This window comes from Thermostichus sp. OS-CIW-29 (assembly GCF_054058195.1).
This window is the reverse complement of sequence record NZ_JBSSAB010000011.1, coordinates 1-18,862: the sequence shown is the minus strand read 5'-3', so window position 1 is coordinate 18,862 and position 18,862 is coordinate 1. Positions and strand designations below refer to the sequence as shown.

Here is an 18,862-nt window from a genome sequence, read left to right as displayed (position 1 = left end):
CTAGTCTCCGTATGGCCCGTGGGCAATGTCTGAAGCTGGATTTGGGCAGACTCTTTGGCCTTGGCTCGCAAGAGAGATTGGGGCACCGGATATTAAAGTAAAATTAAGCCCCCAGTTGTTGTATCAAATGCCTCCTTCTCCAGGCTTGGCCAATAGAATGAACAGCATAAAATAGACACGGCACCCCCACCTGGACTCTATAACCCTATGGATCATCCTGATTCTGTGGCTCGGCGCTACATGAAACTGTGCGAGGCCTATCTCTCTCTCAACGAAGCCTTCGACAAATTGGATCAGTCCCACAGCCGCCTACAGCACTACATCAAACGACTCCTTGGCTATTTCAGTGCTGCCCAACAAGCTCTGGTTCAACTGCCGCTCTTGCAACAGCGGATTGAGCAGAGCGACCGCTGGATGAACTCCTTGCGAGAAGAACTGCAAGCCAAAGAGGCCCGGCTTGGCGAGCTAATCGCCAACTACGACCAAGTCTGCGGCGAGCTGGACTCTACCAAAGCAGAACTGTTGAGCGCTCAAGCGCTGATTGAGAAACTGGAAGCCGAAAATGCTCAGGTTTTGGAACGCTTGAGTCGGCTCACCAACATGGAAGAGGAAATGGCAAACTTGGCGGAACAGCTGGCCCAAGCGAACGAAGCTCGTCAGCAGATGGAGGCTCGAAATCGCGAGCTGGAGCGAGCTTTGGGAGACCGGGATCAGCACATTTACAGCCTGCAAGAGCGATTGGCACAATTGGAGCAAGAGATGGCCTTCCTGAAAGCTCAGCGGGATGAGGCCCAGCAAGCTGCACAACTGGCTGTATCTCGCGCTGAGCAGGCGGAAGCTAGGCTGAAGGTGCAAACCGAACAAGTTCAGACTTTGCAAAATAAGCTCCATCAAGCCGAGGAGCAGCTGGCCATGGTAACCCTGAACGAGCTGGAGCTCCTGCTCAGCCATAACTCGATGAACCTCTTGCGAGAAGCGGGGCAGGCTGCAGAAGTAGATGCCCAGGTGCTGGCAACCGTACCGACCTCTCTGGCCGAGGCGGAACACATTCTGCTGGAGATCGACCAGTTCATTCAGTTCATTTTGGCCTGCTCGGAGCCCATGAAGTCGCAGGCTGCGTGACATACTCCCGACGCTGTAGCTAGCTTCCCGCAGGGTTGCTACGCACACAGCGCGGGCTTCTCAGTGACCCCTGCTATCGCTTCAGACATTTCCTGAGCTTAAGGACTACGTCCCGCTGACGCGAAAAGGACGGGATGCCCCACCGCCCTGTAGAGTAGTGCGTAGTGACTAGTCACTAGTCACCAAATTTTCGGGCTGGAGGCCCGCACCATAGCCGCAGGCGTGGTGTCGGGAGGAAAGCCCTCCTCCATATAGGTTTGCTGGTCAAAAGTCTGGATAAACTACAATAAGCCCATGAGCCAGACTATATCCGTACGTTGCAAGCTGATAGTCCCACAAGAGTTGCGTCAAGAAATTGACCGCACTTTGCAGGGCTTTGCGAATGCTTGCAACCAGATTCTCGATACCGCCAAACAAAAGAACTGCTGGAACACCGCTAAGCTGCACCACTTGGTCTATCGGCCGGTAAGGGCAGCAACGGGGCTGAAAGCCAACCACGTCTGTCAGGCGCTCCGTCGGGTGATTAGCAATGCCAAGGCGGTGAAGCAAGTCCACAAGTTTCGCCCCACCAGTCTGACTTTGGACGCGCGTACTTTTAGGTACCGAGAGTCTGAACAGACTGTTGGTGTGACTCTGTTGAGCGGGCGAGTCTGGCTCAAACTCAAGATCGGTGGCTACCAGATAGCGCTCCTGCGGGGGCAAACGCCCACCAGCGCTACTCTGTCCAAGACCAAGCAAGGGGACTACTACATCAACATTGCTGTTGAGCTGGATACTCCCCCGACTGGCAAAACTCCAAAGGTAATCGGAGTTGACTTGGGCAGGCGGGATATCGCCACCGCTAGCAACGGACGCTCTTGGAGTGGAGAGCACATCCAGGCCGTCCGTGACCGGTTCAGCCGTGTACGCGCCAAGGTTCAATCCAAACGCACTCGCAGCTCTAGGAGACTGCTGAGAAGGCTCTCTGGGAGAGAACGGCGCTACCAGACATGGCTGAACCATAACATCAGCAAAACCTTGGTCAGGGATGCCCAGGCTATTGGTGCGGCACTGGCTTTTGAAGACTTGACAGGCATCAGAGATTGCCTGAATCAGAAGTCTCGAAGTAAGGCTGAGCGGCGCAGGACTAACAACTGGGCGTTCTACCAGCTCAGGATGTTTGTAGCCTACAAGGCTGCCATTGCTGGGGTGCCTGTGGTACTGGTTCCGCCTGCCTATACCAGTCAGACCTGCCACAAATGCCTGCACATCCACCCTGAGCGGGGTAAGTCCTACCGCAATGGTAAGTCGTTCAAGTGTGGACACTGCGGGTGGGAAGGGGATGCTGACCATAACGCTGCTCAAGTAATCTCTCTCCTTGGGGCGACTGTAAACTCGCCTGAAATTCCGAAACTTAGCTGTCCTCTGGGGCCGCTAGGGATTGGGATAAAGCCCGCACCCTGCGCATAGCGCGGGTGTCGGGTAGTTTACTAGCCTTTTTATTGCTTCATGGAGTGGGGTGACGGCTTCGGTTTTGCGTGGGTATGTTGACCCTGCGCATACAGCGCGGGGCTTCTCGGCGGTTTAGCTAAAATAGGCTAGAGAGCAGCTGCAAGACTCCGCAGGGTTGCAAAGCAACACCCCAATGGGGAGATGCCCATCTTCTCATCACCAGAACAAACTCTACCCTGCATCCTTTGAGCGGGCCAACCCAACTGAAGCTGACAACTTGAGCGCATGAAAGCCGTAGTCATGAGTGTGCCCGGCGGGCCAGAGGTTCTGCAGCTCCGAGAAGTACCTGAGCCCCAAATTCGCGGCGAGCGGGAGCTGCGCATCCGTCTGAGGGCAGCCGGCGTCAACCCCATCGACACCAAACTGCGGCAACGGGGCACCTTCTATCCAGAGGAGATGCCCGCCATTTTGGGGTGTGACGGTGCCGGCGTTGTGGAAGCCGTGGGATCCGGAGTTAGGCACTTTACAGTGGGAGACGAGGTGTACTTCTGCCACGGGGGTCTGGGCAGGCAGGCGGGGAATTACGCCGAGCTGATCGTGGTGGACGAGCGTTTTGTGGCTCCCAAGCCCAGAACTCTGAGCTTTGCGGAGGCTGCTGCTGCCCCGCTGGTGCTGATCACCGCCTGGGAAGCGCTTTACGACCGGGGGCGTCTCCAGGCCGGCCAAAGTGTGCTCATCCACGGGGGAGCGGGTGGAGTTGGCCATGTGGCCATTCAACTGGCCCGTCTACGGGGATCCAAAGTGGCCACCACCGTGAGCACCCCGGAAAAGGCAGAGTTTGTCCATTCCCTAGGCGCCGGCTTGCCCATCTTCTACCGGCAGACAGACTTTGTGCGCGCCGTTTTGGACTGGACAGGGGGAGAGGGGGTGGATCTTGCCCTAGATACCTTGGGCGGCAAGCTATTGGAGCAGACCTTCCCCGCAGTGCGCGTGTACGGAGATATCGTCACCCTGCTGGCCCCGGCCCCAGAGATCGACTGGCGGGTGGCTCGCGACCGCAACTTGCGGGTGGGATTTGAGCTGATGCTCACCCCGATGCTGAAAAGCCTGACCAACGCCCAACAAAATCAGGCGGAAATCCTCAGGCAATGTGCCCGCCTCATCGACCAAGGCCAACTGCGGATCCAGCTCAGCCACACCTTTCCTCTGGCCGAAGCGGCTGCCGCCCACCGGTTGCTGGAGCAGGGATCCGTTCTGGGCAAAATTGCCTTAACCATCCCCGAGTAGGCATGCTGGAGAAAGCCCGTTGAGGATCTGCCCATGGTTGCTCCTCTCACCCCCCACCTGCTGGAGAACGAGAGCTTCTACGAAAATGCCCTCTGCTGGCTGGGACGACCGCAAACGGCCTATCGGCTGTTGAGCGAAGCGGTTTTTCCTGCCATCTCCTCTTGGGTGCGGGGGGAGGTGGACAGCCGTTCTTTCAACCACTGGCAACTGGAAGATGTGCGCACCTTTCTGTATCCGGTGGTGGCTCTGGGGGATCAAGAAACCCTTGTTCTCTCCAGTGAAGCCCTGCTCCTCTGCGGCATCGGCAACTATTACAACCCCTGTGACTTGGCCATTGTGGTGTTTGTGCAGCAGCCCCAAGAGCTGTTCAGCCAACTGATGCAGCGCATTCGCCGGGCCGAAGCCACTATCAGCCGCGGGCCAGACGTGCGCATGCTCTCGGAACAGGTAAACCTGGCCAAGCGCGGACAAGACTACATCAACACCAAATATCTGGTCTGGCCCTACGCCCTTTCCAGCGCTGCTCAAGATACGCTAATTCAGCAGGGGATCAGCCTCATCCGTCTTTCCCCCCAAGAAGCCGCCTTGCCCTTTAAGGAATAGGTGGAGGACAATCTGCTCTGTCGGCGGAAGATAGGGATCCCCGTCCAAGCCCTTTTTCCATCTCTATCGTTTTTCATGGTCGATACCCACCTGCCCCCCTTGATCCAAGCGATGCTGGATCCCGCCTTCTACCCTCATCCGGTACAGGATCCCATTCGGCTTATTCAAACCCACATTTCCTATATTCTGCTGACAGGCGACTATGCCTATAAAGTGAAAAAGCCTTTGGACTTTGGCTTTTTGAACTTCACCACTCTGGAGAAGCGACGCCACTTTTGCCAAGAAGAGCTGCGCATGAACCAGCGCGGTGCTCCCGGCCTTTATCTGCAAGTGTTGCCCATTGTCCAGACCGATGGCCGATTTCAGTTCAACAGCAGCGGCGAGCCCATAGAATACGCTCTGCAAATGCGGCAATTTCCCCAAGAGCAACTGTTCAGCAACCTGTTTGAGCGGGGAGAGCTAACGCCGGCCTTGATGGAGGAGCTGGGGCGGGTGGTGGCGAGGTTTCACGCCCAAACCGAGACCAACGATTACATCCGCAGCTTTGGCCGGCCAGAACGGGTGCGAGAAGCCTTTGACGAGAATTACGCCCAAACCCAGCGCTACGTCGGCGGCCCACAAACGGCTCAGCAATATCGAGAAACCCAAGCCTACACCGATCGCTTTTTTGCTGAGCGGCAGGAGCTGTTTCAACAAAGAATAGAACAAAACCGCATTCGTGAATGCCACGGAGACCTGCACCTAGGCAACATCTGTTTTTGGGAAGGGAAGATCCTGCTTTTTGATTGCATCGAGTTTAATGAAGCCTTCCGCTTTGTGGATGTCATGTACGACATATCCTATGGGGTGATGGATTTGGATGCCCGCCATCGCCCCGATCTGGGAAACGCCTATTTGAACACCTACCTGGAAGAAACCGGAGATTGGGAAGGGTTGAAGATCTTGCCTATTTACCTCAATCGGCAGGCCTACGTGCGGGCCAAGGTCACCTCTTTTTTGCTGGAGGATCCCACTGCAGCAGAGGAAGCCAAGGCCACAGCCTTTAGCACCGCCGCCCGCTATTACCGTCTTGCCTGGGAATACACCCTCCCCAAGCGGGGGCAGTTGTTCCTGATGTCGGGATTGTCGGGATCCGGCAAAAGCACGGTAGCCCGCCACTTGGCCCGTCAGCGGGGAGCCATTCACATTCGCTCCGATGCGGTGCGCAAGCATTTGGCCGGGATCCCTCTGCGGCAACGGGGGGGGCCGGAGGTTTATACCCCGGAGATGACCGATAAAACCTACCGCCGCTTGGTGCAGTTGGGAGTAGAGCTGGCCCAGGAAGGCTACACCGTGATTCTGGACGCCAAGTTTGACCGGCAAGCCCTGCGGGGGATGGCCATTGATCAGGCCCAACGCCAAGGGATCCCACTGCGCATCCTCCACTGCTACGCCCCTGAACCTGTTTTGCGGGAGCGCCTGCAACGCCGCAGCCCAGCTCCTCAACCCCTCTTGGCCCCAGCCGGCTGCATCGATGGAGATCAGCAGCACTCTGCCGACATTGCTGATGCCACCGCCGAGATGCTCTCCCAACAGCAGGCCCACTGGCAGGATTTTTCCGATTCGGAACGGCCTTTTTTAAAGGTTTTGGATACCAGCCAAGATTGGCCATCTCAACTTCAGCAGGTCTAGATCTCGACTCAAACTGCACAAAGTCGAGAGAATTAACATCAGCAAGATGGATTTTGCCGTTTCTGGGTTAGAGAATGGCAGCAGCTTTTTTGGGCAGGGATCCCTTTCCAAAGTAGAGGTCAAAATTGGGTCTAAAGCCCTGCCCTATCGCTACGCAGTTCGCCCTGGCGGGCTGTAGGCTGGGGAGCAGGGGGGCTTTCCAGGCCTACCCTTTTCCCATCCCACTCAACCAGAACCAACCCCGTGCAGGAGGATCCAACAGTGAGCGATGTAACTCCAGATGACCTTCGCCTGATGCTCCTGTTCGAGGGCTTTCCTCCTGAGAGGCTAGAGCCGCTGGCCGGGCAAATGTCGTTGCGCTCCCACCCAGTCAATCAGGCCATCTTGTTACAAAATGACTGGGGTAACGCCGTTTATTTCATCCTGGAAGGGTGGGTCAAGATTCGCACCCATGATCTCGAAGGCCGGGAGATCACCCTCACCATTCTTGGTCCAGGGGAAATCTTCGGGGAAATGGCTGCTTTGGACGAAGCGCCTCGTTCTACCGACGTTGTAGCCCTAACAGCCACCAAAGTCAGTTGTCTGTCGGCCCAACACTTCCTGGCTTTTTTGGCTTCTGATCCTCAGGCCGGCATCCGCCTTGCTCAGCTCATGTCGCGCCGCTTACGGCAGATCAACCGTCGTCTGCAGTTGCGCGAGGCCAGTAGTACGGCCCGTGTTGCCGATATCCTGCTGTTTTTGGCCGAATCCCGTGGCCGGGTTAGCCGAAGTGGCGTAGAGATCCCCAACTTGCCCCATCGGGAGCTGAGCAGCCTAAGTGGCCTAGCCCGGGAAACGGTCACTCGCGTCCTGTCCAAGCTGGAGCAAGAGGAGCTGATCCGCCGGGATCGCAACCGAGATGTTCTCTGCATCCCCCAGATGGAGGCTTTGGAGAAATTGATTGGCTAAATTGGGGGCGCCACCAGTTGTCAAAACCCCCCTCGACATCGTAAGATAGTAGGTCTAGAGCCGGGATAGCTCAGTTGGTAGAGCAGAGGACTGAAAATCCTCGTGTCACCAGTTCAAGTCTGGTTCCTGGCATCTGGTATGAGTATGCTGAGGCGGGCTTGGGTCAACGACCTAAGCCTTTTTGCTATGTCGGTCTGGGGAGTTCTGCTCTTCTCTCTTCACGTGTATGCACATATAGCCACACAGCTTCGGGACTGAAGAAAATTGTTGTAGGAATCCTCACCTCAAGCATAGGCAAGTTATAATCCCGGCAGCCTCTGTGGAGATTGCTCTCTTATGTCTGTAAAGCTCCTGCCTCAGTGTGAGAACTTGAAAGAGCAGGTTGAAGCTATCCTGCAACTCTGGCATCAGGATTCCACTTTTTCAGGCAAGCAAGATACCACTCGGATTCAAGCTTCCCTCAGCAAAGCTATTTCTCCAACCTTCGAGATTGTCTTTGCCGGTGCTTTCAGTGCTGGCAAGTCTATGCTAATCAATGCCCTCTTAGAAAGAGAGCTTCTCTACAGCGCCGAAGGGCACGCCACAGGGACAGAGTGCTACATCGCCTACGCAGAGCCAAATGCGGAGAGGGTAGTGCTCACTTTTCTTAGCGAGCAGGAAGTGCAAGAACAGATGACCGCCTTCTGCGCTTTCCTAAACTTGGCTCCGTCACTCAGCAGGCTGGAAGACACTGCACTGAATCCCCTGAAGGAGCGTGCTGAGGCTATTATTCAGCAGGAGGGAGGTAAAAGCAAGTCAGAGCGGGCAAAGCAGGCGGATGCCCTCCGCTTGTTGATTACAGGTTTCCAGCAGAACCGGGACAAAATTCACCCTACCGAGAACAAAGTCTTCTCGATGGAGCAGCTCAACTTCGGCAACCTAAGGGAAGCTGCGGGTTTTGCCCGGCGCGGTGCCAATAGCGCAGTTTTGCGAAAAGTCGAATACTACTGCCATCACCCCTTACTGGAAGATGGAAACGTTATTGTCGATACTCCTGGGATCGATGCTCCAGTCAAAGCGGATGCAGAGCGTACTTATCGAAAAATTGCCGATCCGGATACGTCCGCAGTTGTTTGCGTTCTCAAGTGTGCTGCAACGGGTGAGCTGACCAAGGAAGAGACAGAACTTATTGAACACATTCAAGGTAATGACAGCATCAGGGATCGCGTCTTCTATGTGTTTAACCGGATTGATGAGACTTGGTACAACGCACAACTAAAGCATAGACTAGAAAACATTATCGACCAGCAGTTTCGTCAACTCCGCGTATTTAAGACAAGCGGCCTTCTCGGCTTCTATGGTTCCCAGATCAAGGCAACTACCCCCGAGGATCGATTTGGACTGGATACAATCTTTTCAGAAAGCATCAAAGAATTGGGTGGTGAGGAAGAAACGCCCCAGTTTGTCAGCGAGTTTAATAAGTACTGCACGTCAGGTAGGTTGGTTGGATCCCCGTTCCGCCCTTCTGTACATGGGTACGACACACCCATAAATAACTACGTTCGGATTCTGAGGGAGTGGGGAAAACCTTTGATTGAGTATATGATTAAAGATAGCGGTATTGAAGACTTTCGGGCTGGGATCACTCGTTATTTAACGGAAGAAAAGCGGCCACAGCTATTTTCCGCGCTGGCCGATGATTTGCAACCTCTCTGCATCGAGATGAGGAAGTCCTATCTAGATCTCTACCGAGACATTGATAGCCAGCCCAAAGAGATTGACAGCATGATTTCCTATGAGCTGACGCTGATCAATCAGCAGCTAGCCAGTATTGGCCGAGAGTTTGACGAGCATATCCAGACAGTAGTCAATAAAGTTATTAACGGAGAAAACAAAGAATTTGAGAACGATTTCCGTAAATTGCAGGCTAGGATGGTACGGAGGCTAGATGAGCTTTTGGATACTTTTTCGTTGGACAATGTTTACAGTCAAGCCGTTCGCATCCGTCCTCGCAACTCCACAGCTCCATTCTTAGCTGTATTGGTCGAAGCCTTTTATTATTTGTCCAACCATCTAGAGGACATCCTGGTAGAATCAGCCAGCACGCTTGTAGAGAACTTCTTTCGTCGCCTTGTTGATGAAGTTCGCAGCTCGAGCTACTACAGGCAGTTGTTTCGCCTACTGGGATCCGATGGGGACTTAGAGAAAAAGCTTCTTTTGGTTAAGGAGGTAACCTTGAGTTCTCTTGTCAATGGTGCCCGAAAAGAGTGCGACCGCTACCTCAGAGAAAGTCCCCGCTTCTACGACGAAGGAACATTCTCGATCTACCAGTTTCGAGAAGTCCTAAAGCAAACCAGCCAATCTTATGACATCTCTGCTATTCGCGACGCAGAGCCTGGAATCCGACAATTACTTAAGCTTGACTTCGAGCCGAAAATTAACCAGACAGTGCGTTCTAGCTTCCGACAAGAGACCAACAATACTCTAAAAACTCAGCTATTGCCGGTTGCCAAGCAAGTAGCCGATGAGATTTTGCAAAAGTACCCAGAAGCAAAGCAGTTCATGGAAGCAACTCTCAGAAAAGAGGCTGAAGAGAAAATTGCGCTTAACCAACAGCGGCTGAAAGAACTGGAGGCAAGCATAGACAAGTACAACCAAGCTGTTTCTGGGATCAACCTCTGCTTGCAAGCTTTGGGCCTCAATCGCGAGATGCTGCCCTTGATTACTCGTCCTGAACCTTCCTCTGTTGGTGAGTCAGTTCAGATTTTGGCAAGTCTTCCTGAACAGCAAGTAGGTGACAGCAATGCAAGCGAAGCAGTCGCTCTTGGTCGTTCTACACCCATAGACGAGAGTTTTCCAGAGTTGGATAGCATTCTCGATGATTTGAGATAGAGCGGCTTGTCTTTGTTTTTGGCCTTTCACTTGATCCAGATAAAGTCATGGGATCCAAATCAATACCTCTACAGCAGCACCCAGAAGGGATCCTCTCTGTAAGGGAGAAAACTTTCAAGGTTGCCAACTTGGTCAAAGCAGCCCAAGAGGACTTGACCAAGAAAGAAGAGCTGCATCGCTTGTTCATTGCGGCCTTGAGATCCTCAGGGATCCTGCCGCCGGAAGACTTGCTCAACATTGCCAGTAGCCTTCTTGCTCCCAAGCCAGAAGAAAAATTGTTGCAAGAAGCGAAGTGGTTTGGGCAGGGACTTGCTTGTCAGCTCTTGGTGCCAGGCAAGAAGGATTGGGAAAAAGGCAGAGTCAGATTGCGGATCACTGTAGAGTTTGAGCCAGAGGATACAGGCTCAGAGAGCAGCAGCGGATCCCCTCTGGATGACCTTCGCGAAAGTGAGAGCTAGCCTAAGCCAGAGAGACATAGAGGGGGTTGGGCAAGTGTCAAGTAATGATCAATCTCAGGAGTGCTTTGTTGAGCTAGATATTTTCCAAAATACTGTCATTGATATAGGAGGACGCCTAATCTACTCGCAAGAGTTTGCTCAGGTGTACTCAGAGATTGTTTATGAGAGTATCAGATCCTACTTATCCAGCAAACTTAGCGAAAAGGGAGTCTCGATTCTATGGAGCAACTTGAACGGAATAACTAACGTGAAAGGAATTCCTGCTAAACTCTTACGTCCTGGCTCACCGTGGATTGCTGGTAGAGTTAGGATGAGACTAGTGGTTGAGTTTGAGCCAGAAGAAACGGGATCAGGGAGCAGTAGATCGCCTTTGGATGACATTCGGGGAGATGTCAGTCAGTAAAGTCTGTTAGCAATAGGAGACAATGCCGTGGTCGATCCGATAGTTTTTAGGTCAGATGATAGGGAAACTGTTGTTGAGATTGGTGATCAAGTTTACCTTCCAAGTAGCTTGCATAGTGCAATTATTAATTACCTTCTTTCAGATATTTTCCAGACAAACGGTTACCTTCAATCAAGAAAGGTTTATGCGGACATTAGAATGCTCGTGGATGGAATAGAATCTAGAGTCTTACAGCCCAGAAAGTCGTGGATCTCTGGCAAGATATCAGTCAAAGTTTATCTCGAGTTTGTTCCTGATGACCCATATAGAGATTCTGGAGATAGCGCTCCCAGAAAACTAGAGGATTCTATACTGGATGATTTACGGGCTGTTCAAGTTGTCTCTATGTCTTGAGGTCGATAAGATGACAAAAACATCCATTAATCTTAGCCAACTGCGAGACGGAGTTATCACTTTTATCAACGAGAACAATAAGCAGGAAGTCTACATGATTTCCAAGCTTTGCGATTCTATCAATTCTTATTTCCTGAGGTTTGACCAAATGGGAAGAGGACTAGACAGTTACTTGAGTTCGCGTGAGATACAGATAGAAACAGGTATTCCCTATGAAGATCAGGTTCATTTTTTCGATAAAGGAGTTCCATGCTTGATTCTTTCTCCTAAAACTAACGGTTGGCAGACCGGTAGAGTAAAAGTAAGAGTAGAAGTTACAATTGACTTTTATCCTGACAATCCTGAATTTCTGATAAAAGAACCCGACCAAGAGATATTAGAACCTCTAGATGAAAAGTCTCCACTGGACGATCTTCGCAGTATGGATGAATAACGATGAAAGAAAGAAAATCCGGCGAAAGGATTCTAATTCCAGCAGCCGTGCGGGAGTATGTTTTCCAAAGAGACGGCTTCCGTTGTCGCGGTTGCGGAAAGTCGCCCCCAGAGGTTCAGCTTCAGATCGATCACATCATCCCCATTGCCCAAGGGGGCAGTAACGATATCAGCAATCTGCAAACGTTGTGCAAAACCTGCAACCGACGCAAAAAGGATCGACGGGATCCCCGCTTTCGCCGCCACTTTGACTGGTAAGTTCTTAATCCTTTGCCCATTTTCTCTCTACAAAGCAGGAGAGCTTTCTGCCGCAAAAATAATGCTAGACAATAGGCGGGAAACTCAAAAACGGCATTCGGGTCAGGACTCCCGGCGCTGAGCCGACTTCAACTTCCAGCCCCTCGGCAGGATTGAATTTAGTGCGCACGTATCCCAATCCCAGGTACCCTTGCGAAGTCAAGCCCGCGCTGGTCAGTAAACCAATCTTTTCCCCCTGCCGCAAAATCTCTGTGCCAGGACGAGCTTCTCCTTGAAGGCGGATCCCCCACAAAGTTTGCCGAATGCGCCGGTAGGTTACCTGCTTGGCCAAGACTTCCTGGCCAACGTAGCAACCTTTGTCAAGGGAAACAGCTCGCCACAGGCCGGCTTCTAGGGGGTTGTAGTCTGAGGTCAGCTCTCGGTCGGCGGCGGGGCGACCCGCTTCTAGGCGGAGGACTTCCCACAGCTCAGGTGGGGCCAGCTTGGCTCCGGCTTGGAGCAAGCATTCTTCAAGAGCTGCTTTCTGGTCAATGGCGCCCCAGAGGGTAAACCCCGGCTGGGCAAGACCCGTGCCACAAGCCAGATGGACAGGGATCCCCTGGATCTCCACGGGGCGGTGCTCATGAGGCCCGGTCGGGATCTCTTCTGAGCTCACCACTTTCTCCAGGAGAGCCTGACTCTGGGATCCGAGCAATCCAAAACCAAAGGTCTGATCTGTCTCATCTTTCAACTGTGCTCCCCGCACCAAAGGCAGCATACGCCCCAAACTCTGCATCAGCAGGCTGCGCCGCTGGGGCGAAGTCCAGATCCAGCAGTCTTCTTCTCCCACGTACACCGTGGCCAGATCCAGGATGCCGGCGGTGGGGGTCACGAAAACCGTGTCGGCCCCCTGCCCTGGCTGGAGGGCCTTCAGATTTTGGGTGCTTCGGTTGTGCAGATAGTCCAAGCCTGGGGATCCCTTCATGCGCAAACGGCCCCACCCGGAGCGATCCAGAAGCAGGGATCCCGTCTGTGCAACGGGTTGGCCCTCTGTGGAAACAGCAGCTAGAAGAGACATCGCTCACCCCAGAGATGGGCTTTGGTTTTCTTCTCTACCCTAGAATAGGCTAGTTCACCCTACCGTCTGTGGCAGACCCCCGGCGTACTGAACTGTGATTGAGGTTGAAGTCCACCAACAGTTGCGGCAGCTTTTGCGGCAGTCTCCCGAAGCCCTGTGGCCCCACCAGTTGACGATGGCTCGCATGGTGGCGCGAGGGTTGCGGTTGGGTCGCAGCACCTTGATCCAGGTGCCTGCTGGGGGTCAGCACCGCCTCAGTTATCTGCTGCCGGCCCTGATGTGGCCCAACCCCACCTTGCTCTGCGCTACAGCTCCTGTGCAGGCGCAAATTTTGGGGGAAGAGATCCCCTGGCTACAGCACACCCTGCAGTTGCATAAGCCTGTCCTGCAAAAAGACCGTTGGCCGGATCCCGATTTCCAGGGGTTGCTGTTGGTGGATCCCCTGGATTGGCTGCAAGCTCGCTTGAGAAAGGGATCCTCGCAAGTGCCGACAGGGATCCCTTTGATCCTGGATGGAGCCGAAGACCTGGAAGATTGGGCCTACCAGGCGCTAACGGTGACCCTGGAAGCCAGCCATTGGCAACAGCTCCGGCAAATCTTCCCTGCCGAGGCGGAGCAGCTCTCCCAGGTTCAGGTCAATTTGTCCCTGCAGCTTTTGCGGCGGCCTCTTTCCCGCTGTCTGCTTCATGCGGATGAACAGGTTCACCTGGATGCTGTGCTGTCTTTGGTGACAGGCTACCCCGGCTGGCTGCCGGATCCCTGGGATCAAATCCGCCGGCGGCTCAGCTCTGAGGGGGATCCCGTCTCCAAATGGATTTGGTGGGCCGAAACCGACCGAGAAACCGGTCGCCTCACCCTTCACCACAGCCCGGCGGCTCTGCAGGATTGGTTGGCCCCCATTTGGGCCACACAGCCGGTGGTGATTATTGGGGAAGCGCTGGATCTGGATCGCCAGGCGGAAACCTATCGGCGACGGTTGGGCTTGCCGGATCTGACGCCGCTGCGGTTTGCCTCAGGCGAGGGTTGGCCACGTTCTGGCGGGGCGGAGCTTTCCCTTTACTTGCCGCGCCTGCCCTTGCCCAACAGCCCTCTATTTCAGGATCACCTGCTGCAAGAGCTGAAAAAGCTGATCCCTCAGGCGCAGGGCTTCGTGGTGGTGTTGGTGTCGGATCAACCTCTGCAGGCACAGGTGGGGGCGGCTTTGGCTGCCGAATTCGGCTCGCGGGTGCGGGTAAACAGCCCTTTTCCGGGCGAAAAGGGCATTTTGGTCTGCGACTGGCCCTACTGGCTGCACCACAAGGCCGGCTTGCCGCGCCCTGAGCTGATGGTGATCGCCACTTTGCCTTTCCCTTCTGTGGAAGACCCAAGGGTGGCCGGACGGGTGCAATATCTGCAACGCACCCAGCAGGACTGGTTCCGTCAGTACCTTTTGCCGGTGGCTGCTGCCCAGTTGCAACGGGCTGTTGCGCCTCTGCGGCAAAGCTCTGATTCGGGAGAAGATTCCAGCTCATCCACCCGATGGGTGGCCATTTTGGATAGCCGCATCATTGCCCGCAGCTACGGCGTCTCTCTTCTCAATGCCTTGGGGCCAACTTTGCGGGTCGAGCAGCGCAGCCAATTGTTCGTTTAGGGATCCCTGGGCCTCTTGCTCGAGTTGATGGGATGTATGGTCATTTTAAACAGGAATGAAACATTTCTGTCCCTCTGGGAGAAGGTCTGGGGGTGGCCGCGGAAGCAGCGCGGAACGCCTGGGGAGTGTCTCAATCTAGTTTGGAATGACTATATTGAGGATTTTTTGGCTTGAGCGACTGAGAGAAGGCTTGCTCAGCATAGAGGGGAGATTTGTATCCTAGAGAGCCAAAGTCAACTGAGATCCAAGCTATTCTGAGGGTGAATCACTCCTACTCACCTTCTTCTCATGATCAGTCCTGCTCTCAGCTCCGATACAGCACTGCGCACGCAAGCAGTTTGGAAGCCATTGCGGCAGGCCATTGTGGAAAGCTCGGGTTTTCGGGGATGGCTCCAGGGCCGGGAGTTGCCCACTCAGGAAGCAGAGCTGGATCAACTGGTGCATCGCTACCTCGAGCAAACCTTGTCTCACCTGGCCTATTAGGATCCCCAGAGTCCCAGCCAGAGGGGCAAGGTCAGCAAGGCGGCTAAGTACCCGACGGCCAAGGCAGTTACGGTAATTTCCCGATCCAAGTCGTATTCTTCCGTGAGCACCAGGGTGGCGATGGCGGGGGGCATACCGCTCTGCAGGACCAGCACCAGCTTGGCCAGAGGCGGGTAGGGGGTGAAGGCAAGGCCAATTCCCACCAAGAGCGGCACAATCACAATTTTGATCAAGAGGGCCACTCCGGCGGCAAGAAAGGATCCCCAGCGCTTCACCTGGGCCAATCGCATCCCCAGGATCATCAAGCTGAGCGGGATCATGCTCCAAGCAAAAGCCGCCAACCCTTGAGAGAGCCAACCCGGCAGAGGTTCGCGCGTCAGCAGCAGGCCCATCGCAAACGACCAGAGGGCAGGGGTGCGCAGAATGTGGAGGCCCACCTGCCAAGGTTGGGCATGGGAACTGCCGTGGCGGCTGGCCACCCACACGCCAAACCCGTAGGCCATGAAGAGAGTGCCCAGCAGATCGTAGAACAGGGCCCAGCCAAAGTAAGCCCTTCCGGCCACAGCCAAGCAGATGGGGTAGCCCAAATACCCGGTGTTCCCCAGGGTGGCGGTCAGGTGAAAGCTGCCCTGCTGTGCGCTGCTCCAACAGTTGGGGACATCCCCCACACCACGGTGCTGCCACCACAGCCAGGCGCTGGTCAAGGCAAACCCCAGCCCCACCGACAGCCAACAGATCAGAGGGGCGACCCAGATTTGGCCCGACAGATCCACCCCCTGCATAAACCCGACAATGCTGAGGGGCACTCCCACCCAAAACATGAATCGCCCCAAGGCGTGGGGATCCAGCCAACGCTTCCAGCCGCCGGGCAGCCCCTTCTGGAGAGCAAACCCCAGCAGCGTCCAGCCCAGCAAGGGAGGATAAACCTGAAAAAGGGTGTTGAGCACGCTCAAAGGGAAGAGGGAAGGGATCCCTAGGCAGGGATCCGCCGAGGTTCTTCACGCAGGGCGAAGATGCGTTGAATCACCTCTTCAACAACGCGGTCTGGGGTAGAGGCACCGGAGGTAATGCCGATTTGCACCGGCCCATCGGGTAGCCACCCTTCGGTAACTGTCGGGTCTTGGTGAAGGGGCTTGTGGCGGATGCGGTTGTTGGGTTGGATGCAGTCAGGACCATCGATATGGAAGGAGGGCAGGCCTTTGGCCAGGGCAATTTCCTGCAAGTGGGTGGTATTCGAGGAATTAAACCCCCCGATCACCACCACGACATCCAAAGGCTGCTCGAGCAGCTCGAACATGGCGTCCTGCCGCTCTTGGGTGGCATTGCAGATGGTGTTGAAGCTCATGAAGTGGTTGTCTAACTCCTGGGGGCCATATTTGCGCAGCATGGTGGTCTCAAACAGCTTGGCAATGGCGCGGGTCTCCCCTTCCAGCATCGTGGTTTGGTTGGCGATGCCGATCCGCTCTAGATCGCGATCCGGATCAAAACCGGGGGAAGTGGCCTTGCCAAAGCGCCGCCGAAATTCTGCCGCATCTCCGCCTTGCAAAATGTAGCGAGCGACCCATTCTGCTTCTTCCAGGTTCAGCACCACCAGATATTTTTCGGCAAAGGAGCTGGTGGCTACGGTTTCCTCGTGGTTGTACTTGCCGTGGATCACAGAGGTGAATTGAGCCGCGCGGTGCTTGTCCACTTGGTTCCACACGCGGGAAACCCAGGGGCAGGTGGTATCGACGATCTCATTGCCCTGCGACCGGAAAAACGCCATTTCCGAGGCACTCGCCCCAAAAGCAGGCCAGATCACCACATCTTGAGGCCGGATCTGAGAAAAGTCCTTCTTGCCGTCCGGGCCTTTCTCCACAAAGCGGATCCCCATCTCCTTCAGGTGCTGGTTTACCAAAGGGTTGTGGATGATCTCGTTGGTGATCCACAGTTGCCGATCCGGAAAGCGTCGCCGCGCTTCATAGGCATATTCCACCGCCCGTTCCACGCCCCAGCAAAAGCCAAAGGCCCTGGCCAGGTGAATGGTAATGTCGCCCCGCTGATAGCGGTAGGACTGGGCACGGATTTGCTCCACAAGGGGGCTTTTGTAGGTGGTTTGCAGCTCCAGTTGAGCCTGATCCTTGTGTTCTTCAAATCCCTTGGCAAAGTAGGTGCTGGATCCGCGCAGGGCTTTGCGCAGGGCCCGTGGGTCTTGGGGAGAGGGATCCGGGGAAGTGGGTTGGGAATGAGGCATGGTTACGGTTGGAGATACGCACTGATCAAGCAGACGGCGAAGGGATCCTTTCTCAGCTTACGCCCAGTCTCAGTCGGCGAGCTATTTCGGCACGCTTTCCTCAGGGCCACCGACAAAATCGTCCAGCAAGTCAACGGCGGGAGCGAAGCTGTTGAGCCAAAGCCAGAAAGCAGAGGGATCCCTTTGGCAATTGTGCGTTATTGGGGCGGTTGATCCTGCATTTCCAGTTGGCGCACCCGTTCCTGTAATTGGCGGGCGGTGGCAGAAAAGCTGCGCCCAGGCCAGAGGAGAGAGCCCAGCCCCACCGTCAACAGGCCCAAGCCGACGGCCGCGGCAATGAGAAATCCCAAAGGCAGCTCCACCGAGCGCCACATTAAGAAATGTACGGTCAGGGTGGTGGGGTTTTGCCCGGCCAGGACTGCCACTCCCAAAGCCAGCAGCAGTGTCAAGACCAAGTTGAACAGCAGCAACATCAGGGATCCCGTCGCAACAGTTCCATTCTGCCTTGTCTGCTGGGGGGGTGGCTCAAGCCCGCACACTCCCGTCGGGTAGGGTGGCTCCGCTGAGGTCAGCGCCGGTCAGCACTGCTCCGCCGATTTTTGCCCCGCTCAGATCGGCTCCCTGCAGTTGGGCGCGGGTTAGCTTGGCTTCCCAAAGGTAGGCACCGTGCAAGTTGGCTTCCCGCAAGTCGGCAAAGCTGAGATCCGCGCCGATCAAGTTGGCTTCCCAAAGATTGGCCCCGCGGAGGTTGGCCCCCATCAAGTTGGCCGAGCTGAGATCGGCGCCGCGCAAATCGGCTTCCTGCAGGTTAATGCCACTCAGCTTGCCAAAGGAGAGGTTGGCCCCTCTCAGATTCACCCCTTGCAAGTTGGAGCGCACCAAGTCCACCCCCACCAGGTTGGATTCTTGAAAGTTGCGCTCGCCAGAGGCATATTCTGTCAGCAGCTCGTCAGCAGTTGTCACTCGGGGCATGGCCGGATACTGCCATCCGTGCGTTAAGCTTAACAATTTCTGGCTGCTCAACGGGGTACTGATGACCGCTCCGAAAGACCTACGAAACGCTAACAAACACTTCCAGAGTGTTCAGTGCCTGTCGCGTCTCTGCTTTCTTCCTGCTTCCACGACTCGTGACTGGTAGTAAGCTTCAGGCTTACCACCCCGCTAGAGGAATCTCCACAGGCGTCTCTTTCCCCAGAGCTTGGGGTAGTTGAGCGCTTTAAGTAGCACTCAAAATACCACCGCACCAGGTTCAGCGCTGCATTGCGGTCGCGGTCTATCCCCAGACCACAACACGGGCAGCGAAATACCCGCTCGCTGAGTGGCATCTTCTGTTTGTGGCCACACCGTGAACACAGTTGGCTGGACGGATAAAACTTATCCGCCACCACCACCTGACAGCCGTAGAGCCGGGCCTTGTACTCTAGCTGTCGCCGTTCGCGATAGCGGGACGGAGTCCTTATGTCTGCCACCCGCTTGTGAGCTTTGCCGGTTGTGTTGATCTTTCATTTGAGCCAAAAGAGAGCACTGACGAGATAGAGAAAACTCAAGAAGTTCCTGGCCAATTTGTCAAAACGAGAACATA

General features: G+C 55.0%; 21 protein-coding genes and 1 tRNA gene. 16 read left to right on the top strand and 6 right to left on the bottom strand.

What is annotated here, in order from left to right; translation table 11 throughout:
- The first annotated feature begins 225 nt into the window (after positions 1-225).
- The 14 genes from ACVWZJ_RS05790 (at position 226) to ACVWZJ_RS05725 (ending at position 11,877) form a co-directional block, all read left to right on the top strand.
- A complete protein-coding gene (locus ACVWZJ_RS05790; RefSeq protein WP_457395213.1) occupies positions 226-1,122 on the top strand; it encodes a hypothetical protein in 897 nt (298 codons plus the stop codon).
- A gap of 294 nt (positions 1,123-1,416) precedes the next feature.
- Entirely contained in the window at positions 1,417-2,571 is a 1,155-nt protein-coding gene (locus tag ACVWZJ_RS05785) for an RNA-guided endonuclease InsQ/TnpB family protein (RefSeq protein WP_011434205.1), read from the top strand.
- A gap of 267 nt (positions 2,572-2,838) precedes the next feature.
- A complete protein-coding gene (locus ACVWZJ_RS05780) occupies positions 2,839-3,840 on the top strand; it encodes a zinc-dependent alcohol dehydrogenase family protein (protein ID WP_011434204.1) in 1,002 nt (333 codons plus the stop codon).
- A gap of 33 nt (positions 3,841-3,873) precedes the next feature.
- Positions 3,874-4,443 carry a hypothetical protein gene (locus ACVWZJ_RS05775; protein ID WP_011434203.1) on the top strand — a complete coding sequence of 190 codons (570 nt, stop codon included), beginning with the start codon at positions 3,874-3,876 and terminating at the stop codon, positions 4,441-4,443.
- A gap of 75 nt (positions 4,444-4,518) precedes the next feature.
- Positions 4,519-6,114: a bifunctional aminoglycoside phosphotransferase/ATP-binding protein gene (locus ACVWZJ_RS05770; protein WP_041437636.1), complete on the top strand. Its 1,596-nt coding sequence runs from the start codon at positions 4,519-4,521 to the stop codon at positions 6,112-6,114.
- Between the two features lie 46 nt (positions 6,115-6,160).
- Entirely contained in the window at positions 6,161-6,292 is a 132-nt protein-coding gene (locus ACVWZJ_RS05765) for a hypothetical protein (protein ID WP_011434201.1), read from the top strand.
- Positions 6,293-6,408: 116 nt separating this feature from the next.
- On the top strand, positions 6,409-7,062 hold the full coding sequence (locus tag ACVWZJ_RS05760; protein ID WP_011434200.1) for a Crp/Fnr family transcriptional regulator: 654 nt from the start codon (positions 6,409-6,411) through the stop codon (positions 7,060-7,062).
- A gap of 59 nt (positions 7,063-7,121) precedes the next feature.
- A tRNA-Phe gene (locus ACVWZJ_RS05755) sits at positions 7,122-7,194 on the top strand.
- A gap of 204 nt (positions 7,195-7,398) precedes the next feature.
- Positions 7,399-9,933 carry a dynamin-like GTPase family protein gene (locus ACVWZJ_RS05750; protein WP_011434199.1) on the top strand — a complete coding sequence of 845 codons (2,535 nt, stop codon included), beginning with the start codon at positions 7,399-7,401 and terminating at the stop codon, positions 9,931-9,933.
- A 47-nt stretch (positions 9,934-9,980) separates the two neighbouring features.
- The gene (locus tag ACVWZJ_RS05745) at positions 9,981-10,391 is read left to right on the top strand and encodes a KGK domain-containing protein (protein ID WP_414332234.1); all 411 of its coding nucleotides are present in this window, start codon (positions 9,981-9,983) and stop codon (positions 10,389-10,391) included.
- Positions 10,366-10,794 (top strand): KGK domain-containing protein, encoded by a 429-nt coding sequence (locus ACVWZJ_RS05740; protein ID WP_041436828.1) that lies wholly within the window; start codon positions 10,366-10,368, stop codon positions 10,792-10,794. The genes ACVWZJ_RS05745 and ACVWZJ_RS05740 overlap by 26 nt, the downstream gene beginning before the upstream one ends.
- Before the next feature lie 27 nt (positions 10,795-10,821).
- A complete protein-coding gene (locus ACVWZJ_RS05735; protein ID WP_414522636.1) occupies positions 10,822-11,187 on the top strand; it encodes a KGK domain-containing protein in 366 nt (121 codons plus the stop codon).
- Positions 11,188-11,197: 10 nt separating this feature from the next.
- Positions 11,198-11,620, top strand: coding sequence for a KGK domain-containing protein (locus ACVWZJ_RS05730; RefSeq protein ID WP_083757681.1), 423 nt, complete (start codon positions 11,198-11,200; stop codon positions 11,618-11,620).
- 2 nt (positions 11,621-11,622) lie between these two features.
- Positions 11,623-11,877, top strand: a complete 255-nt coding sequence (locus ACVWZJ_RS05725; RefSeq protein ID WP_011430012.1) for an HNH endonuclease — start codon at positions 11,623-11,625, stop codon at positions 11,875-11,877.
- A 64-nt stretch (positions 11,878-11,941) separates the two neighbouring features.
- Here the strand turns inward: ACVWZJ_RS05725 and ygfZ are convergent, their stop codons facing one another.
- Complete coding sequence (gene ygfZ, locus ACVWZJ_RS05720) at positions 11,942-12,934, bottom strand: CAF17-like 4Fe-4S cluster assembly/insertion protein YgfZ (protein ID WP_457395205.1); 993 nt, start codon at positions 12,932-12,934, stop codon at positions 11,942-11,944.
- A gap of 94 nt (positions 12,935-13,028) precedes the next feature.
- Here ygfZ and ACVWZJ_RS05715 point away from each other — a divergent pair, with 94 nt between their 5' ends.
- Together ACVWZJ_RS05715 and ACVWZJ_RS05710 are read left to right on the top strand one after the other, a co-directional pair.
- Positions 13,029-14,564 (top strand): hypothetical protein, encoded by a 1,536-nt coding sequence (locus ACVWZJ_RS05715; RefSeq protein WP_457395202.1) that lies wholly within the window; start codon positions 13,029-13,031, stop codon positions 14,562-14,564.
- A gap of 288 nt (positions 14,565-14,852) precedes the next feature.
- Entirely contained in the window at positions 14,853-15,047 is a 195-nt protein-coding gene (locus ACVWZJ_RS05710; RefSeq protein ID WP_414349826.1) for a hypothetical protein, read from the top strand.
- Here the strand turns inward: ACVWZJ_RS05710 and ACVWZJ_RS05705 are convergent.
- From ACVWZJ_RS05705 to ACVWZJ_RS05685, 5 genes are all read right to left on the bottom strand, one after another.
- Complete coding sequence (locus ACVWZJ_RS05705) at positions 15,044-15,994, bottom strand: AEC family transporter (RefSeq protein WP_011434195.1); 951 nt, start codon at positions 15,992-15,994, stop codon at positions 15,044-15,046. The two genes, ACVWZJ_RS05710 and ACVWZJ_RS05705, sit on opposite strands and share 4 nt — an antisense overlap.
- A gap of 26 nt (positions 15,995-16,020) precedes the next feature.
- Positions 16,021-17,280 (bottom strand): 4-hydroxy-3-methylbut-2-enyl diphosphate reductase, encoded by a 1,260-nt coding sequence (locus ACVWZJ_RS05700; RefSeq protein WP_011434194.1) that lies wholly within the window; start codon positions 17,278-17,280, stop codon positions 16,021-16,023.
- A gap of 197 nt (positions 17,281-17,477) precedes the next feature.
- Positions 17,478-17,753 (bottom strand): lipopolysaccharide assembly protein LapA domain-containing protein, encoded by a 276-nt coding sequence (locus ACVWZJ_RS05695; protein ID WP_011434193.1) that lies wholly within the window; start codon positions 17,751-17,753, stop codon positions 17,478-17,480.
- A gap of 52 nt (positions 17,754-17,805) precedes the next feature.
- Positions 17,806-18,252, bottom strand: coding sequence for a pentapeptide repeat-containing protein (locus ACVWZJ_RS05690; protein WP_414417388.1), 447 nt, complete (start codon positions 18,250-18,252; stop codon positions 17,806-17,808).
- An 89-nt stretch (positions 18,253-18,341) separates the two neighbouring features.
- Positions 18,342-18,749 carry a zinc ribbon domain-containing protein gene (locus tag ACVWZJ_RS05685; protein WP_071818175.1) on the bottom strand — a complete coding sequence of 136 codons (408 nt, stop codon included), beginning with the start codon at positions 18,747-18,749 and terminating at the stop codon, positions 18,342-18,344.
- Positions 18,750-18,862: the final 113 nt, after the last annotated feature.

What these genes read in the sequence shown, in the direction of transcription:
- ACVWZJ_RS05785 (WP_011434205.1), top strand. Translation starts at nt 1,417, where the DNA reads ATGAGCCAGACTATATCCGTACGTTGCAAGCTGATAGTCCCACAAGAG.
- ACVWZJ_RS05780 (WP_011434204.1), top strand. Translation starts at nt 2,839, where the DNA reads ATGAAAGCCGTAGTCATGAGTGTGCCCGGCGGGCCAGAGGTTCTGCAG.
- ACVWZJ_RS05775 (WP_011434203.1), top strand. Translation starts at nt 3,874, where the DNA reads ATGGTTGCTCCTCTCACCCCCCACCTGCTGGAGAACGAGAGCTTCTAC.
- ACVWZJ_RS05770 (WP_041437636.1), top strand. Translation starts at nt 4,519, where the DNA reads ATGGTCGATACCCACCTGCCCCCCTTGATCCAAGCGATGCTGGATCCC.
- ACVWZJ_RS05765 (WP_011434201.1), top strand. Translation starts at nt 6,161, where the DNA reads ATGGATTTTGCCGTTTCTGGGTTAGAGAATGGCAGCAGCTTTTTTGGG.
- ACVWZJ_RS05760 (WP_011434200.1), top strand. Translation starts at nt 6,409, where the DNA reads ATGCTCCTGTTCGAGGGCTTTCCTCCTGAGAGGCTAGAGCCGCTGGCC.
- ACVWZJ_RS05750 (WP_011434199.1), top strand. Translation starts at nt 7,399, where the DNA reads ATGTCTGTAAAGCTCCTGCCTCAGTGTGAGAACTTGAAAGAGCAGGTT.
- ACVWZJ_RS05745 (WP_414332234.1), top strand. Translation starts at nt 9,981, where the DNA reads ATGGGATCCAAATCAATACCTCTACAGCAGCACCCAGAAGGGATCCTC.
- ACVWZJ_RS05740 (WP_041436828.1), top strand. Translation starts at nt 10,366, where the DNA reads ATGACCTTCGCGAAAGTGAGAGCTAGCCTAAGCCAGAGAGACATAGAG.
- ACVWZJ_RS05730 (WP_083757681.1), top strand. Translation starts at nt 11,198, where the DNA reads ATGACAAAAACATCCATTAATCTTAGCCAACTGCGAGACGGAGTTATC.
- ACVWZJ_RS05725 (WP_011430012.1), top strand. Translation starts at nt 11,623, where the DNA reads ATGAAAGAAAGAAAATCCGGCGAAAGGATTCTAATTCCAGCAGCCGTG.
- ygfZ (WP_457395205.1), bottom strand. Translation starts at nt 12,934, where the DNA reads ATGTCTCTTCTAGCTGCTGTTTCCACAGAGGGCCAACCCGTTGCACAG.
- ACVWZJ_RS05710 (WP_414349826.1), top strand. Translation starts at nt 14,853, where the DNA reads ATGATCAGTCCTGCTCTCAGCTCCGATACAGCACTGCGCACGCAAGCA.
- ACVWZJ_RS05700 (WP_011434194.1), bottom strand. Translation starts at nt 17,280, where the DNA reads ATGCCTCATTCCCAACCCACTTCCCCGGATCCCTCTCCCCAAGACCCA.
- ACVWZJ_RS05695 (WP_011434193.1), bottom strand. Translation starts at nt 17,753, where the DNA reads ATGTTGCTGCTGTTCAACTTGGTCTTGACACTGCTGCTGGCTTTGGGA.
- ACVWZJ_RS05690 (WP_414417388.1), bottom strand. Translation starts at nt 18,252, where the DNA reads ATGCCCCGAGTGACAACTGCTGACGAGCTGCTGACAGAATATGCCTCT.